General features: G+C 73.6%; 18 protein-coding genes. 8 read left to right on the top strand and 10 right to left on the bottom strand.

Translation table 11 applies throughout. From position 1 onward, the window contains the following. Nucleotides 1-157: 157 nt before the first annotated feature. Nucleotides 158-796: a hypothetical protein gene (locus MET2598_RS0111960; RefSeq protein WP_018260988.1), complete on the bottom strand. Its 639-nt coding sequence runs from the start codon at nt 794-796 to the stop codon at nt 158-160. Nucleotides 797-1,030: 234 nt separating this feature from the next. On the opposite strand from MET2598_RS0111960, the gene argC reads away from it, so the two are divergent. Both argC and MET2598_RS0111950 read left to right on the top strand, forming a co-directional pair. Then, nucleotides 1,031-1,978, top strand: coding sequence for an N-acetyl-gamma-glutamyl-phosphate reductase (gene argC, locus MET2598_RS0111955; protein ID WP_018260987.1), 948 nt, complete (start codon nt 1,031-1,033; stop codon nt 1,976-1,978). Between the two features lie 8 nt (nt 1,979-1,986). Then, nucleotides 1,987-2,457, top strand: a complete 471-nt coding sequence (locus MET2598_RS0111950) for a nuclear transport factor 2 family protein (RefSeq protein WP_012334741.1) — start codon at nt 1,987-1,989, stop codon at nt 2,455-2,457. Between the two features lie 20 nt (nt 2,458-2,477). Here MET2598_RS0111950 and MET2598_RS0111945 read toward each other — a convergent pair whose 3' ends face one another. Further along, the gene (locus MET2598_RS0111945; protein WP_018260986.1) at nt 2,478-2,750 is read right to left on the bottom strand and encodes a hypothetical protein; all 273 of its coding nucleotides are present in this window, start codon (nt 2,748-2,750) and stop codon (nt 2,478-2,480) included. 150 nt (nt 2,751-2,900) lie between these two features. On the opposite strand from MET2598_RS0111945, the gene MET2598_RS0111940 reads away from it, so the two are divergent. The 3 genes from MET2598_RS0111940 (at nt 2,901) to ssuD (ending at nt 5,597) form a co-directional block, all read left to right on the top strand. Beyond that, nucleotides 2,901-3,404 carry a glutathione peroxidase gene (locus MET2598_RS0111940; protein ID WP_026190678.1) on the top strand — a complete coding sequence of 168 codons (504 nt, stop codon included), beginning with the start codon at nt 2,901-2,903 and terminating at the stop codon, nt 3,402-3,404. A gap of 346 nt (nt 3,405-3,750) precedes the next feature. After that, complete coding sequence (locus tag MET2598_RS0111935; RefSeq protein WP_018260984.1) at nt 3,751-4,023, top strand: hypothetical protein; 273 nt, start codon at nt 3,751-3,753, stop codon at nt 4,021-4,023. Nucleotides 4,024-4,379: 356 nt separating this feature from the next. Next, nucleotides 4,380-5,597, top strand: coding sequence for an FMNH2-dependent alkanesulfonate monooxygenase (gene ssuD, locus MET2598_RS0111925; RefSeq protein WP_012334736.1), 1,218 nt, complete (start codon nt 4,380-4,382; stop codon nt 5,595-5,597). A 15-nt stretch (nt 5,598-5,612) separates the two neighbouring features. On the opposite strand, the gene MET2598_RS0111920 is transcribed toward ssuD, so the two are convergent. From MET2598_RS0111920 to MET2598_RS0111885, 8 genes are all read right to left on the bottom strand, one after another. Further along, entirely contained in the window at nt 5,613-5,870 is a 258-nt protein-coding gene (locus MET2598_RS0111920) for a hypothetical protein (protein WP_018260983.1), read from the bottom strand. Between the two features lie 75 nt (nt 5,871-5,945). Next, complete coding sequence (locus MET2598_RS0111915) at nt 5,946-6,881, bottom strand: YncE family protein (RefSeq protein WP_018260982.1); 936 nt, start codon at nt 6,879-6,881, stop codon at nt 5,946-5,948. After that, on the bottom strand, nt 6,878-7,417 hold the full coding sequence (locus MET2598_RS0111910) for an SRPBCC family protein (protein ID WP_012334733.1): 540 nt from the start codon (nt 7,415-7,417) through the stop codon (nt 6,878-6,880). Before MET2598_RS0111910 ends, MET2598_RS0111915 begins: the two co-directional genes overlap by 4 nt. Nucleotides 7,418-7,430: 13 nt before the next feature. Then, nucleotides 7,431-8,027, bottom strand: a complete 597-nt coding sequence (locus tag MET2598_RS0111905) for a DUF447 domain-containing protein (protein WP_012334732.1) — start codon at nt 8,025-8,027, stop codon at nt 7,431-7,433. A gap of 3 nt (nt 8,028-8,030) precedes the next feature. Beyond that, nucleotides 8,031-9,446, bottom strand: coding sequence for a DUF6513 domain-containing protein (locus tag MET2598_RS0111900; protein WP_018260981.1), 1,416 nt, complete (start codon nt 9,444-9,446; stop codon nt 8,031-8,033). Nucleotides 9,447-9,497: 51 nt separating this feature from the next. Then, a complete protein-coding gene (locus tag MET2598_RS0111895; protein WP_012334730.1) occupies nt 9,498-10,070 on the bottom strand; it encodes a uridylate kinase in 573 nt (190 codons plus the stop codon). A 10-nt stretch (nt 10,071-10,080) separates the two neighbouring features. Beyond that, the gene (locus MET2598_RS0111890; protein WP_026190677.1) at nt 10,081-10,785 is read right to left on the bottom strand and encodes a (5-formylfuran-3-yl)methyl phosphate synthase; all 705 of its coding nucleotides are present in this window, start codon (nt 10,783-10,785) and stop codon (nt 10,081-10,083) included. Nucleotides 10,786-10,788: 3 nt separating this feature from the next. Next, entirely contained in the window at nt 10,789-11,301 is a 513-nt protein-coding gene (locus tag MET2598_RS0111885; RefSeq protein WP_012334728.1) for a DUF3280 domain-containing protein, read from the bottom strand. Nucleotides 11,302-11,470: 169 nt separating this feature from the next. Here MET2598_RS0111885 and MET2598_RS0111880 point away from each other — a divergent pair, with 169 nt between their 5' ends. The 3 genes from MET2598_RS0111880 to MET2598_RS0111870 all read left to right on the top strand — a co-directional run bounded on the left by MET2598_RS0111880 (nt 11,471) and on the right by MET2598_RS0111870 (nt 14,431). After that, a complete protein-coding gene (locus tag MET2598_RS0111880) occupies nt 11,471-12,742 on the top strand; it encodes an ABC transporter substrate-binding protein (protein ID WP_018260979.1) in 1,272 nt (423 codons plus the stop codon). 102 nt (nt 12,743-12,844) lie between these two features. Beyond that, nucleotides 12,845-13,831, top strand: coding sequence for a YVTN family beta-propeller repeat protein (locus MET2598_RS0111875; RefSeq protein ID WP_018260978.1), 987 nt, complete (start codon nt 12,845-12,847; stop codon nt 13,829-13,831). Nucleotides 13,832-13,951: 120 nt separating this feature from the next. After that, a complete protein-coding gene (locus MET2598_RS0111870; protein ID WP_018260977.1) occupies nt 13,952-14,431 on the top strand; it encodes a hypothetical protein in 480 nt (159 codons plus the stop codon). The last annotated feature ends 32 nt before the right edge of the window (nt 14,432-14,463 follow it).

Genomic DNA, 14,463 nt, shown 5'->3' with positions numbered 1-14,463 from the left:
GCCGACATCGGAGATGGCGAAGCCATCAACCGGATCACGAGTCCGCGCGGCGCCTGAGCGACGCCGACATCCGCATGGCCGAAATGGGAGATGGCGAAGCCATCAACCGGATGTCGGATGACGCCCGGGCCGCGGCCGCCGCGCGGCGGGCGTCGCCTCACCCCCGCGCACCGAGGGCCCGCTCCAATTCGTCCTTCGACATCCGCGACCGGCCCGGGATGTTGCGGGCGCGGGCGGCCCGCAGCAGGGCGGCCTTGGTCGTGCCCTTGCCCGAATCGCGCTTCGCCGACGCGGTCTCGCGGGCCGAGGCCGTCTCGCGGGCCGAGGCCGTCTTGCGGGCCGAGGCCGTCTTGCGCGCCGCGGCTGCCTTGCGCGCCGCGGCTGTCTTGCGCCCCGAGGCTGTCTTGCGCCCCGAGGCTGTCTTGGCGGCGATGTCGGCGGGCTGGCGCGAATGCTGCTTGCCCTTGGCGGTGTCGGCCCGCTTCTTGGCGGAGGTGCGGGCGTACTCGCCCCGGCTGAGGCGCGCCCGGGCCGCCTTCGGCAGGTACCGCTCCCCGGTCTCGCCGCTCTTGGCGCCCGAGCGCGTGCCCCACTCCTCCTCGGTCCACTGGGTCAGGTGGTTGTCGGGAGATTTCGCGCCCACGTAGCCGCCGCCCGCCTCCTTGTAGTCGTGGACGGCGGCCTGCGCCTTGCGCGCCGACCATTGCCCGGGCTTGCCGCCCTTGCTCGAGCGCGTGACCTTCGCCTTCACCCGCTCCCACAGCTTGGGATCCGTTCGCTTCGCCGTGCCGGCCATGATCTGCCTCGCGTGCAATCGTCTTGGACACGGCAACCGGGCCTCGGCCCGCCCGGTTCCTCCCCGGCGGGGGAGGGGGCGGAACGGCGCGGCGTCGCGCCCCGTCGACGGGTCGACGTCACGCCCCCCGTTGACGCGCGCCCCGTTGATACGCGCCCCGTTGACTTGGCGGGCTCCTGACCCCATCCCACATCGCGTCCCGGCGTCCGATCGCGACGCCGCGCGGAGCCTGCCATGAGCCGCACAGCCACGAACCGCCCCAGCGTCTTCATTGACGGCGAGGCCGGCACGACCGGCCTGGGCATCCGCGAGCGCCTGGAGCCCTCGCACGAGATCACTCTGCGCTCGCTCCCGCCCGCGCAGCGCAAGGACCCGGACGCCAAGCGCGCCCTCCTCGCCGAGGTCGACCTCGTGGTCCTGTGCCTGCCCGACGACGCCGCCAAGGAGACGGTGGCGATGGCGGACGCGTTGCCGGGGGGCGGTCCGCGCATCCTGGACGCCAGCACCGCGCACCGGGTCGCCCCCGGCTGGACCTACGGCTTCGCCGAACTCGCGCCCGAGCAGCGCGCGGCCCTGCGGGCCTCCCGGCGCGTCGCCAATCCGGGCTGCTACCCGACCGGGGCGATCGCGCTCCTGCGCCCCCTCGTCGATGCGGGGCTGATCCCGGCCGATCACCCGATCAGCATCAACGCGGTGAGCGGCTACAGCGGCGGCGGCCGCAAGATGATCGAGGCCTACGAGGACGGCACCGCCCCGGCCTTCGAATTGTACGGCCTCGGCTTCGCCCACAAGCACCTGCCCGAGACGCAGGCCTACAGCCGCCTGACCCGGCGCCCGATCTTCGTGCCCTCGGTCGGCAATTTCCGGCAGGGCATGCTGGTGTCGATCCCGCTCCACCTCGACGCGCTGCCGGGCCGGCCGCGCCCGGGCGACCTCGAACAGGCCCTGGCGGCGCGCTACGCGGGCGAGGAGCTGGTGCGGGTGGTCACCGGCGCGGAGGAGGGGGCGCATCGCGAGCGGCTGGAGCCGGAGGCGCTCAACGGCACCGACGGTCTGGAGCTGCGCGTGTTCGGCTCGGACGCGCACGGCCAGGCGGTGCTGGTCGCGCGGCTCGACAATCTCGGCAAGGGCGCGTCCGGCGCCGCGGTGCAGAACCTGCGCCTGATGCTGGATCTCGCCTGAGGCGGGCGATGTCGGAGAGCCGCCCGCCCCTGCCGCCCTTCACGGCGGAGACCGCTTCCCGCAAGGCCCGCGCCGCGGAGGATGCCTGGAACCACCGGGACCCGGTGCGGGTCTCGCTCGCCTACACGCCCGACAGCCGCTGGCGCAACCGCGCGGAGTTCTTCTCCGGGCGGGAGGCCATCGTCGAGTTCCTGACCCGGAAATGGGCACGCGAGCTCGATTACCGGCTGATCAAGGAGGTCTGGGCCTTCCACGAGAACCGCATCGCCGTGCGCTTCGCCTACGAGTGGCACGACGATTCGGGCCACTGGTTCCGCTCCCACGGCAACGAGCAGTGGGAGTTCGACGCGAACGGCCTGATGCGGCGGCGCGAGGCCTCGATCAACGACGTGCCGCTGCGCGAGCAGGACCGCAAGTTCCACTGGCCGCTCGGACCCCGGCCGGAGGATCATCCCGGTCTCGGCGATCTCGGCCTCTGAGGCCCGCGCCGTCCGGCCGATCAGCCGGAGGTGACGGGCGCCGGGGATTCGGGCAGTTCGGCGATCAGCGAGGCGGGCCACTCGGCCCGGGACGAGGCGGCGCGCCGCCGCCGGCTCTGCGCGAGCGCCGGCGGGACCTCGCGCAGAGCCTGCTCCGACCGCCCGAGCGCCTGGGCCGAGCGCAGCAGGCAGACGATGTCCAGGTTCCAGGTCGCCACCGTGCGCGCCAGCCGCGCCTGGGTGGCGGCGCGGCTCGCGTCGAGGGCGCTCAGGGATTCGAGGATCGCTGACATGAAACGTGGTCTCGGAACGGGGTCCCGGCGGACTCGGCCGAGGCGAAGCTAGGGCGCCGCCGCGCCGCCGTCCAAGCTCTCCCCCGCGCGAGCCTCCGCCCGGGCGGGCCCCGCCTTGCGTCGGCCGCGCTCCCTGCCATGTTCGGGCGCATGACGACCATTCACGACTTCGCGCCGCGCGCCGCCGACGGGACCCCGCATCCCCTCGCCCAGCACCGCGGCAAGGTGCTCCTCATCGTCAACACGGCGTCGAAATGCGGCTTCACCCCGCAATACGAGGGGCTGGAGGCGCTCTGGCGCCGGTACGGGCCCGAGGGGCTGGTGGTGCTCGGCGTGCCCTGCAACCAGTTCGGCGCGCAGGAGCCCGGCGACGCCGACGAGATCGCGCGCTTCTGCCGCCTCACCTACGACGTGACCTTCCCGGTCCTCGCGAAGGTCGAGGTGAACGGGCCCGGGGTCGACCCCCTCTTCGACTTCCTCAAGCGGGCGCGGCCGGGCCTCCTCGGGACCCGGGCGATCAAGTGGAACTTCACCAAGTTCCTGGTCGGCCGCGACGGCCGGGTCATCGGCCGCTACCCGCCCCTCGCCCGCCCCGCCGCCCTGGAGGCCGCCATCGCGGCGGCCCTGGCCGAGCCGGAGCCGGTCCCGGCCTGACGCGACCGTCCCCCGGTCGCGCTCGACCCCGACCTGGCGGCGCGGGGCGACGCGGCGCGCTGTCCTGAAGCGCTGTCCTGTATCGGTGGCCGCATCGGTCGCGCTTGCTCCCTGCCTTGCGGACGCTCTGACGCTGGGGATCAATCCGCCGTGCGGCGAAACATCCCTATCAATACATTCCATGTCTCAGATCAGGACGCACTTTCCTGGTGACTTCGACTTTTAATCCCTGCCTCCATGTGCGCGATCGCACGCCGCGTTGCGCTGCAACATCCTATATCGGGAGTGTCGAACGAGGCGAGATCTACGGAAGATCTCGCCGAGGAACAAGGAGAGTGAGACTGAGATGAAGACCCGTATCGCCGCCGCCGTGTCCGCCCTCGTTCTCGGCCTCGCGCCGGTCTCGTCCGCCATGGCCTTCGGCCCGGGGGCGCCGTTCCAGCCCTCCCACCCGCGCGACGTCGGCACGACGGGCTCGATCGGCGGCTGGGCGCCCCTCGGCGCGCATGACGGGCCGCTCTTCGACCGCTGCGACAATCCCGCGGCCGAGGGCAACGCGCGGCAGCAGAACCGGCCGGTGAAGCAGTACGGCCAGGTCTCCGGCGGGCCGCGGTGCTGATCCGGGCCCCGCGATGCTTCTGAGAGCCTTCTCTTACGGCATGATCGGCGTGCTCGTCGCCGCGCTCGCCATGACGGCGCGCGGCTCCCTGGACGCCCTGGCCGGCCTGTGACGACCTGACCGGCACGGCCGCCCCGCGCGGGGCGGCCGTGCCTCGTTCTTGCCTGTCGACTCACCCGCAACAAGAATCTTCCCCGCCTCACCGCTGACGAGGAAGATATCTTCCGAAATCTCGAAAAATCCGAAATTGACCGAGGCAATTCGGGCTGTAATCTCTCGTTCCTGAACTCCACCCGACCGCGAGTCTGCCGCCCGGGATCTGCGGCAGGCGGCGCGCGTCGTCAGGAAGGACAGCGATGAGCGCACAGACCGACGTCCTCTGGTTCCTCCCGACCCACGGCGACGGCCGCTACCTCGGCGCGAGCGAGGGCGCCCGGCACGTCTCCCTCGCCTATCTGCGCCAGATCGCGCAGGCGGCGGACGACCTCGGCTATTTCGGGGTCCTGCTGCCGACCGGGCGGTCCTGCGAGGATTCCTGGATCGTCGCCTCGGCGCTGGCCCCGCTGACGCGCCGGCTGCGCTTCCTCGTGGCGGTGCGGCCGGGCCTGCAGGAGCCGTCGGCGGCGGCGCGCATGGCCGCGACCCTCGACCGGATCTCCGAGGGCCGCCTGCTCATCAACGTGGTGACGGGCGGCGACCCGGTGGAGCTGCGCGGCGACGGCGTCTTCCTCGACCACGACGCGCGCTACGCGGTCACGGACGAGTTCCTGCACATCTGGCGCCGCCTGATGGCGGGCGAGACCGTCACCTACGCGGGCCGGCACCTGCGCACCGAGGAGGGGCGGCTGATCTTCGGGCCGGTGCAGCAGCCCTCGCCGCCGCTCTATTTCGGCGGCTCGTCGGAGGCCGGCATCGCGGTCGCGGCCGAGCATTGCGAGGTCTACCTGACCTGGGGCGAGCCCCCCGCCCAGGTGGCCGAGAAGATCGCCCGGGCGCGCGCCGCCGCCGCCGCCAAGGGGAAGACCTTCTCGTTCGGGATCCGGCTGCACGTGATCGTGCGCGAGACCGAGGGCGCGGCCTGGGAGGCCGCCGAATCCCTGATCTCGCGCCTCGACGACGCCACCATCGCGCGGGCGCAGGAGACCCTGAAGCGCCAGGATTCCGTCGGGCAGAGCCGCATGATGGCGCTGCACCGGGGCGACCGCCGAAACCTCGTCGTCGCGCCGAACCTGTGGGCCGGGGTGGGGCTGGTGCGCGGGGGCGCCGGCACCGCCCTGGTCGGCTCGGCCGACCAGGTCGCCGACCGCATGAAGGAGTACATCGACCTCGGCATCGACCGCTTCATCCTCTCGGGCTACCCGCACCTGGAGGAGGCCTACCGCTTCGCCGAACTCGTCTTCCCGAAACTCCCCCTGCGCGACACGACCGGGACCGCGCCGCGGCGGGCCCGCAACGACGGGCCCTTCGGCGAGGTGATCGCCAACGACATCGTGCCGACGCCGGGCGCCGGGGCGGCGCCGGGCATCGGGGCGACGCGGAGCGTCGCCGAGGCGCGGCGCGTCGGGGCGCGTTGAGGGCCGCGTCGCGGCTCAGCCCTCGGGCGCCGCATCCAGGGGCCGCCAGCAGACCGGCGGGTCGTCCTCCGGCAGGGGCCCGCCGTCGCGGCGCCGCCACGCCATGGCGCGGAGGGAGAAGGCCTCGTCCTCCGTCACCACGACCTCCGGCTCGGCGAGCCGTCCCTCGACCACCGCGCCGCTGCGCAGCTGCAGGCCCACCGGCTCCCCGTCGAAGGGCGGCTCCATGAAGACCGGCCGGCCGATCCTCCGCCACGCGTAATCGTCGCTCATGCCCTGCCTCCCTGCCCTGCCTCCCTGCCCTGCCTCCCGCCCGGGACGCCGCCGCAGGATCGGCCCGGGACGGGGTCAGCGCAAGAAGTCCCCGAAGGCCCGCGGCCCGTCCGAGGTCCTCACCTGCCCGGTCACCCGCAGGCTGCCGGTGTCGATCACGCTGACGGTGTTCGATTCCCAGTTCGCGACGTAGACCCGCCGCCCGTCGCGGCTCGCCGCGATGCCCTCGGGATACTCGCCGACCTCGATCCGCGGGCCGGGCGTGAGCCCGGCGAGGTCGAAGGTGCTGACCGTCCCGCCGTACTGGTCGGTCACGAAGGCGCGGCCGCCGGTCAGCGCGACCGCGTAGGGCCGCTCGCCGACCGGGACCCGGGCGATCTCCCGCCGCGCCGCCAGGTCGATCACCGAGACGTCGTTCGAGCCGACATTGGCCGTGTAGGCCCGCTGCCCGTCCGGGTCGAGGGTCACGCCGAAGGGCCGCGTGCCCACCTTCACCACCGCGACCCGCCGGCGGGTCGCGGCGTCCACCACCGAGACCGCGTCGTCGTCCCGGTCGGTGACCAGGATCAGGCGCCCGTCCCGGGTCGCCGCGATGCCGGACGGCGAGGTGCCCACCGCGATCTCGCCGGTGACCGCGAGCGTGCCGGGATCGACCGCCCAGAGCCGCTTGGCGTACCAGTCGGCCACGTAGACCTCCCCGCTCGCCGGGTTGACCCCGACGCCGAGGGGCCCGCCCCCGAGGGCGACCGTGCCGGCGACGCGCCGGGCCGCGAGGTCGATCACCACCAGCGCCTTGCCCTCCGGCGCGGTCACGTAGGCCCGCGCCCGGTCCGGCGAGAGCGCCACGCCGGCCGGCGCGCCCGGCACCGGCAGCGTCGCCGCGACCCGGCCGGCCGCGAGGTCGACGATGTCGACCGCGTTCGCGTTCTGGGCCGTGACCACCGCCTCCTCAGCGCCCGCCGGGGCGAGCAGGCCGGCGCCGAGGAGGAGCCCCGCGAGCAGGGCCCTCACGAACCGCTCTTCTCGACCTTCGCCTTCAGGCCCTGAAGCCCGGCCTTGTAGAGGTCGCTCACCGCCTTCACGGCCGCCTCGTCGCTCAGCTCGGGCGGCGGGTCGTTGTTCATGAAGCCGCGGTAGAACGCGCCGTCCCAGCTCACGCTCGACTTGCCGCCCTCGGCGGGCTCGACCTTGATCGTCGAGGAGTAGTTGTTGACCGGCAGAACCTTCACGTCGACCTTGTTGATCCGGTACGACAGGCTCATCTGCTCGGCGTTGTACTTGTAGAGCTCTTCCTCGACGGTGGCGCCGCCCTTGAGCGTGAGGGTGCGGGTGGCCTTGACCTCGTTGCCGCCCTTGCCCTCGGTCTTCTCGACCGGGGGCAGCCAGCTCATGTCCTGGAAGTTGCCGACCACGGCCCAGACCTTGGCGGGCGGCGCGTCGATGGTGATCTTCTCCTCGACCTTCTTGCGGGTCGGGCCGTGCGCCTCGGCGGCGAGGGGCGACAGCGCGACGAGCGCCGCGACGGCGCTCCCGATCAACAGCTTCATGGGTGAACTCCTCTCACGGATCGGTGTCGTCGGCGAGGAGCCGGTCCGCCGCCCCGAGGCCGAGCGCGGCGGCGACCTTCTCCTCGATCCAGGTCCAGGCCTCGCGCTCGGCGGGGCCGGCCGTCTTGGAGACCGCGATGAAGAGGTATCGCATCTCCGAGAGCACTTTCTCGGGCGGCAGGCGGTCGAGGCGCGTCGAGAGGATCGCCGCCTCCAGCACCGCCGCCTGGGCCCGGTTGTAGCCGGTGAAGGGGCGGTGGGCCTCCTCGTGCACGATGCGGGCGCGGAAGCGCGGGCGCACCGGATCGTCCTCGACCGCGACCACCTCGAATTCCCGGTGGCCGTAGGCCTCGGCGAGGCGGCGGCCCGGGATGCGCGCGCAGGGCAGGGTGGCCCAGTCGCGCCGCCCGGTGACGCAGCCGGCGATCACCCGCATGTCGGCGGGGGCGGCGGCCGCGAAGGTCGGGTTCGCCTCCAGGTTCGTGATCGTCGGCGAGGGCCGGAACGGGGCGAGCACGAAACCGTCGCCCTCCTGGATCAGCCCGAACGGCACGAGGTGCAGGCGGTCCGCCGCCTGGGTCGTGACGATGGTCTCCAGGATCAGCGGCACCGCTCACTCCGTCCCGTCGGGCGCGCGGGCCGGCCGGCGCCCGTGCAGGGTGTGGCCGACCTCCTTGAACGCGGTGGTGTCCTCCGCCGCCGCATCCGCCGCGCAGCCCCAGTCCAGGGGCTCGTCCTGCACGTAGCGCTTGCCGAGCCGCCAGGCGAGTTCGGCTTTGGTCAATTCCCCGCCGAGATAGAAGGCGTGGCCGCCGTCGGTCGCCACGTCGAGGTCGGGGAAGAACGCCATGGCGTCGGTGCCGACCTTGTGGATCGCCCGGTTGTAGACATGGACCCCGTCCTGCGCGACCGCGACGCGGTAGTTCGGGTCGCGCACCTCGGCGGCCAGCGCCGCGATCTCCTCGGGCGTCTGCGTGTAGGGGCGCTTGTCGTGGAGTCCGAGGAGCTGGCGGCCGTAGCCCTTCGGCAGCGCCCCGTCGGCGCGGGCCGCGTACATCACCCGCCGGGCGGCGTCGTGCTCCTCGACCGTGCGTCGGGTGTGGTTCGAGACCTGCACGATCAGCACGTTGCGGATCGCCAGTTCCGAGCACAGGCCGACCAGGAGCGCCGTCACCCCGACGCTGTCCGCCTCGGTCAGTTCGGTCAGGTTGCCGGTCCCCATCATCATCTCGATGTCGGGATGGCGGCGGCGGGTCTCGTGGTAGCGCACGATCGAGGCGGCGAAGCCGAAATGGATCGGCTCCAGGATCGGGTCGGCCAGGAAGGGCTTTCCCGCCGCCCGCATCCGCGCGATCGCGCGGTCGAGGGACTCGAGGTCGTCGGGCCGCACCGGCACCAGCACCGGCACGGCGTCGGTCTCGAAGGCGAGGTCGAGGCTGTCCTCGTTGAGGCTCAGCAGGAAATCGGCGCCCGCCCGCGCGCCCCGGGCGAGTTCCTCGCGGTCGAAGGAATCGACGCTGACCCGCAGGCCCGCCCCCTTCAGCAGCCGCACCGCCTCCTCCAGGTGCGGGAAGGGCGTGTCCGGCAGGCCGCCGAGGTCGATCACGTCGGCGCCCCGGCGGGCGAGGTCCCGGGCGCGGGCGAGGATCTCGTCCGGCGTCATGCGGGAGGCGTCGACGATCTCCGAGAAGATGGTGAGGTCGTGCCGCGACAGGTCGACCTTGCGGCCGGCGAGGCCGAGATGGGCCGGCAGGTCGACGATCTCGTCGGGCCCGCGCTCGACCGGCACCCCGAAATGGGCGGAGAGCGCGGCGAGGTCGGCCCGGCAGCGCCCCGGCAGGATGACGCGGTCGGCCCCCTCCGGCAGCGTGACGCGGCGGCGGATGATCTCCTCGGTCATCAGCGCGGCGACCTTCACGCCCGCATCCGCGATGGTGCCGGTGAAGCGCTCGCGCGGGAGCGCCGCGACGACCGATTCGAGCCGCGGCTTGGCGAGGCGCCCGGTGACGAAGACGAGGTGCTCGGTCATGGCCGGCCCGGACCTGGGCGGCGGCACCTGCGCGGGAGGGCGCGCGCCATCTCAGGCCTCCGCCGGCGCGGGCGCGCGCCAGACCCGCTCGCCGCCCGGGCCGCGCAGCCGGATCTCGCCCCGGAAGCGCCGGGCGAAGCGGGGGAAGGCCGCGTCGACGAGCCCCGCCGCGACCGGATCCTCGGCCCGCGCCGATTTCACCAGGATGCAGCGCGCCGCCCCGAGTTCGGCCGCCAGGAAGAGCGCGAGGCTGTCGGAGGTCACGTCCCAGCTCTCCGGGATGGCCGGGTGCCCGGCCTTGAGCGCGGCCGGGTCCCAGACCGGCACGAGGCCCCGCGCGAGCGCGGCCGCGGGGTCGCGCGACACCGCGAGGCGCGGTTCGAGGGCCTGGAGGATCCGCGCCATGCCGCCCATCGCGTCGAGGGCGAGGCGGTGGGCGAGGCCGTCGTCGAAGCCGAGGGCCGCCTGGGCCTCGCGCACCGCCTCGGCGAGGCCGCCGCCGCCCGGCACGATCACGGCCGCGCCCTCGGCGCCCTCGGCGAGGCCGCGCAGCAGCCCGCGCAGGCGCGGGCCATCGGCCACGAGGCTGCCGCCGAGCTTCACCACGCTGAGGGGGCGCGTCATGGCGCCGTCCTTACGCCGCCGCGGGGCGGGCCGCAGCCGCGGCGAGGCGTCGCGCGGCCTCCGCGATGCGGGCGGGGTCGAGGGCGCCGCGCCGGTCGCCGCCGCCGCAGAGCCCGCCGCGGAAGCCGAGGTAATCCGGCCCGAGGGAGGCGAGCGCCGGAACGTCGTCGAGGGCGAGCGAGCCGGCGAGCCCCGAGAGCAGCCCGTGCCGCCGGCATTCCGCCAGGAAGGCGGCGAGGCGGGGCAGGGGGGGGTGGTCGGTCAGGCGCCGCCCGTCCTTGCCGCGCGTGTCGATCATGGCGCCGCGGAACCCCGCTCGCGCGAGCGCCGCCGGATCGCCGGCCCCGATCGGGTCCTCGGCGAAGAGCACCGCGATCACCGGCGCGCCCCGCGGCAGCGCGAGGCCGCGGCACGCGGCCGGCCGCGCGATCTTGAGGTAATCCACCCCGGTTCCGCGCAGCTCCGCCAGCATCCGGGCGGCCTCGGCCGCGTCGCGGGGCTCGCCCGCCACGGCGCTGGTCAATCCGCCGGGGGAAGCGGCGACGATCGCCCGCACGGTCGCGGCGGGCAGGCCGCCGAGGGCGCCGCGGTCGGGGTCCTTGGCATCGACGAGGTCGGCGCCCCGCGCGCGGGCGAGGGCCGCCTCGGCCGCGTCGCGCACGCTGACCAGGAGCCGCACCCGCGGGCGGGCCGGGAGGGAGGGGGAATCGGGCAAGGGTCAGGACCGGTCGGGCAGGGGGTCGGCGAAGAGGCGGTTCTTCACCAGCCAGCGCAGGCCGTGAAGCCAGGTCTCGTCCGTGTCCCCGCGGATCACCACCTGGCCGCCGCGCAGCACCTTGCCGCTCTCGCTGTCCGAGATGGTGACGCTGAGGTTCATGATCTGGTTGGTGTTGCGCTGGACGTAGCCGTAGATGGCGAGGCCGGCGCCGGCCTCCCTGGCGATGCGCTCGGCGCAGCCCTCGCACTTGTAGAGCGGCGCGTCCTTGCGGATCTCCTCGGCCTTCGGCGCGAGGTCGACCGCCTGCACCGTCTCCTGCTCCGCCACCGCCCGGCGCAGCGCGTCGGTGATCAGCGCGAGGCGGCGGGCCTCCTCGGGGCGCGGCGGGCGCCCGCCCACCACGCCCGGGTCGAGGAGTTCGATGCCGAACACCGCCGCACTCCGCGGCGCGGCGAGCGCGGCGCCCGGCAGCAGCAGGGCGGCGAGGAATGGGAGGAGGCGGGCCGCACGCATCGCCGGACGATGCCACGGCGGGGGCGGCCGGCGCAACGCGGCGGGGGGCGGCCCCGTGCCGGCGGCGGCTTGGACTTTCGGGTGCGACCGCGCGCCATCCCCGTCTTAGATTTCCCTTATCGATAAAGCGTTGAGCGCACGGGAGAATTCTGGTTAGCGTGCCGCCCGCATGGCGTGCTTCCCCGGCCTCCCCCTGATCCGGACCGGCCTCCTCGCCGCGGCGCTCGCCGCGGCCGCGGGGCCGCTGCCGGCCCTCGCCCAGAAGGCTCCCCCGGCGGCGGCGCCCGAGGTGGCGCCCCCGGGCGCGGCCGAGATCCGCATCGGCCTGATCTACCGGCCGCCGGCGGCGCCCTCCTCCTACGACGCGCAGGCCGCCCCCGAGGACGAGGGCGTGGCGGGCGCCCGCATGGCGGTGCGCGACAACAACGCCACCGGCCGCTTCGTCAAGCGGTTCTACGCCCTGGAGGAGGAGGCGCTCGCCGCCCCGGCGCCCGGCGGTCCGCCCCCGCGGGATCCGGTCGCGGCCGCCCGCGACCTCGCCGGCCGGGGCATCCGCTTCATCGTGCTCGCCCTCGCCGGGCCGGAGGTGCTGGCGGTGGCGGACGCGCTGAAGGACACGGGCGTGACGCTCTTCAACGCCGCCGCGCCCGACGACCGCCTGCGCGGGGCCGATTGCCGGGCCAACGTGTTCCACGTCGCGCCGAGCCGGGCGATGCAGACGGACGCGCTGGTGCAGTTCCTGGCCTTCATGCGCTGGCGCAAGCTCTTCCTGATCGTCGGGCCGCAGGAGGGGGACCGGCTCTGGGCCGAGGCGATGCGGCGCTCGGCGAAGAAGTTCGGGCTCCAGATCACCGCCGAGAAGCCCTGGACCTTCGGGCCCCTCGCCAAGGCGCGGGGCGACACGCCGACCCGGGCGGAGGCCCTCGTCTTCACCCGCGGCCTCGACTACGACGTGGCCGTGGTGGCGGACGAGGCGGGGGATTTCGGCGATTACGTGCCCTTCCACACCGTCGACCCGCGCCCCGTGGTGGGCACGCAGGGGCTCTTCCCGACGACCTGGCACCCGACGCTCGAGGTCTGGGGGGCGGCCCAGGCCCAGAACCGCTTCCGCCGCCTGACCGGGCGCCTGATGCGGCCCCTCGACTACCAGTTCTGGACCGCGATCCGCGCGGTCGGCGAGGCGGCCCTGCAGACCAAGAGCGCGGATCCGGCCGCGATCGCCGGGCTCCTCGCCGATCCCGCCTTCGCGCTGCCGGCCTACAAGGGCGTGTCGCTGAGCTTCCGGCCCTGGGACAGGCAGCTGCGCCAGCCGATCCTGCTGGTCCAGCCGAGCTTCCTGGTGGCGGTGGCGCCCGAGCAGGGCTACCTGCACCAGCGCACGCCCCTCGACACGCTCGGCTTCGACCTGCCCGAGACGCCGTGCAAGCTGGCGAAATCGTGAGGCGCGGCCCGCGCCTTCCCGCGGCATAGCGGGGCCGACGGCCCGCAGGGGCAAGACGAAGCCCATAGGGGCAAGACGACGGACACCCGGAGAGGAACCGACATGCGCCGCCACCGGATCAGGGACGCGCTCGCCCTCGCGGCGTTGGGGCTCGGCCTCGCGGCCGCGCCGCCGGCGCGGGCCTACACGGTCTACGTGACGAACGAGAAGGGCAACTCGGTCAGCGTCATCGACTCGGCGACCCTGCAGGTGACGGCGACCTGGCCGGTGGGGCGGCGCCCGCGCGGCGTCACGATCAGCCGCGACGGCAAGGAGCTCTACGTCTGCGCCAGCGACGACGACCGCATCGACGTGGTCGACACCGCCACCGGCAAGATCACCAAGTCCCTGCGCTCGGGGCCGGACCCGGAACTGTTCATCCTGGCGCCGGACGGGAACCCCCTCTACGTCGCCAACGAGGATGACAGCCAGGTCACGGTGCTCGACGTCGAGAAGAACCGGATCGTCGCCGAGATCCCGGTGGGCGTGGAGCCGGAGGGGATGGGCCTGAGCCCGGACGGCACCATCCTGGTGAACACCTCCGAGACCACCAACATGGCCCACTTCATCGACACCCGGACGCACCAGGTGATCGACAACGTGCTGGTCGACGCCCGGCCCCGCTTCGCCGAGTTCTCGGCCGACGGGAAGTGGCTCTGGGTCTCGGCCGAGGTCGGCGGCACCGTCGCGGTGATCGACGCGGCGGCGCGCAAGGTGGTCAGGAAGATCTCGTTCAAGATCCCGGGCGTCACCGACGAGCAGATCCAGCCGGTCGGCGTGCGGCTGACCCGGGACGGCAGCCGCGCCTTCGTGGCCCTGGGCCCGGCGAACCGCGTCGCCGTGATCGACGCCAGGACCTTCGAGGTCGAGAAGTACCTGCCGGTGGGCCAGCGCGTCTGGCAGCTCGCCTTCACGCCGGACCAGAAGCAGCTCTTCACCACCAACGGCACCTCGAACGACGTCTCGGTGATCGACGTCGAGAGCCTGAAGGTGGTGAAGAGCATCCCGGTCGGGCTGCTGCCCTGGGGGGTGGCGGTCTCGCCCCGCTGAGCATCACCCGCCGGAGCGGTCGCCGGTTCGGCGGCGACGATGATGCAGGAACAAGAGGTCGGCAGAGTTGCCCCGCGCCGCTCTGCTGAGGCCGCCCCGCTTCCCCACCAGGACAGGCTCATGCACGCGCTCCTCCGCAAGGCCGCCCTCTTCGCCGCACTGTCGGCCACTCTCGCGGCCGCGCTGTCGGCCACTCTCGCGGCCACTCTCGCGGCCGCCCTCCCGGCCACCGCCCGCGACCTCGCCAAGGGCCGCACCGACTTGCCCGACCTCGTGCTCGGCGACGACCAGGGCAACGACTACGCGGTCTCCGCCAAGGACATCGAGATGGAGGCCGGCAAGTCCTACCGGCTCCGCATCACCGCCAAGGGTCAGAAGGAATACAAGTTCTTCGCGCCCGACTTCTTCCGCGGCGTCTGGATGAATCAGATCATCGTGAATCATCTCGAGGTCCACATGGCCGGCCCGCCGCACCACCTCGAATTCGACGACCAGGGCACGATGGAGGTCGAGTTCGTGGCGGTGCGGGCCGGCGAGTTCCCGTGGTTCGTGCAGGGGCTGGAGAGCCGCGGCATGACCGGGCGCTTCATCGTGAAGTGAGGGCGTTCCGCCCCGCGCCGCGGCGACCTACA

The organism is Methylobacterium sp. WSM2598, assembly GCF_000379105.1.
Classification (GTDB): domain Bacteria; phylum Pseudomonadota; class Alphaproteobacteria; order Rhizobiales; family Beijerinckiaceae; genus Methylobacterium.
The sequence above is the reverse complement of the archived record's forward strand: the minus strand, read 5'-3'. Positions and strand labels throughout refer to the sequence as shown.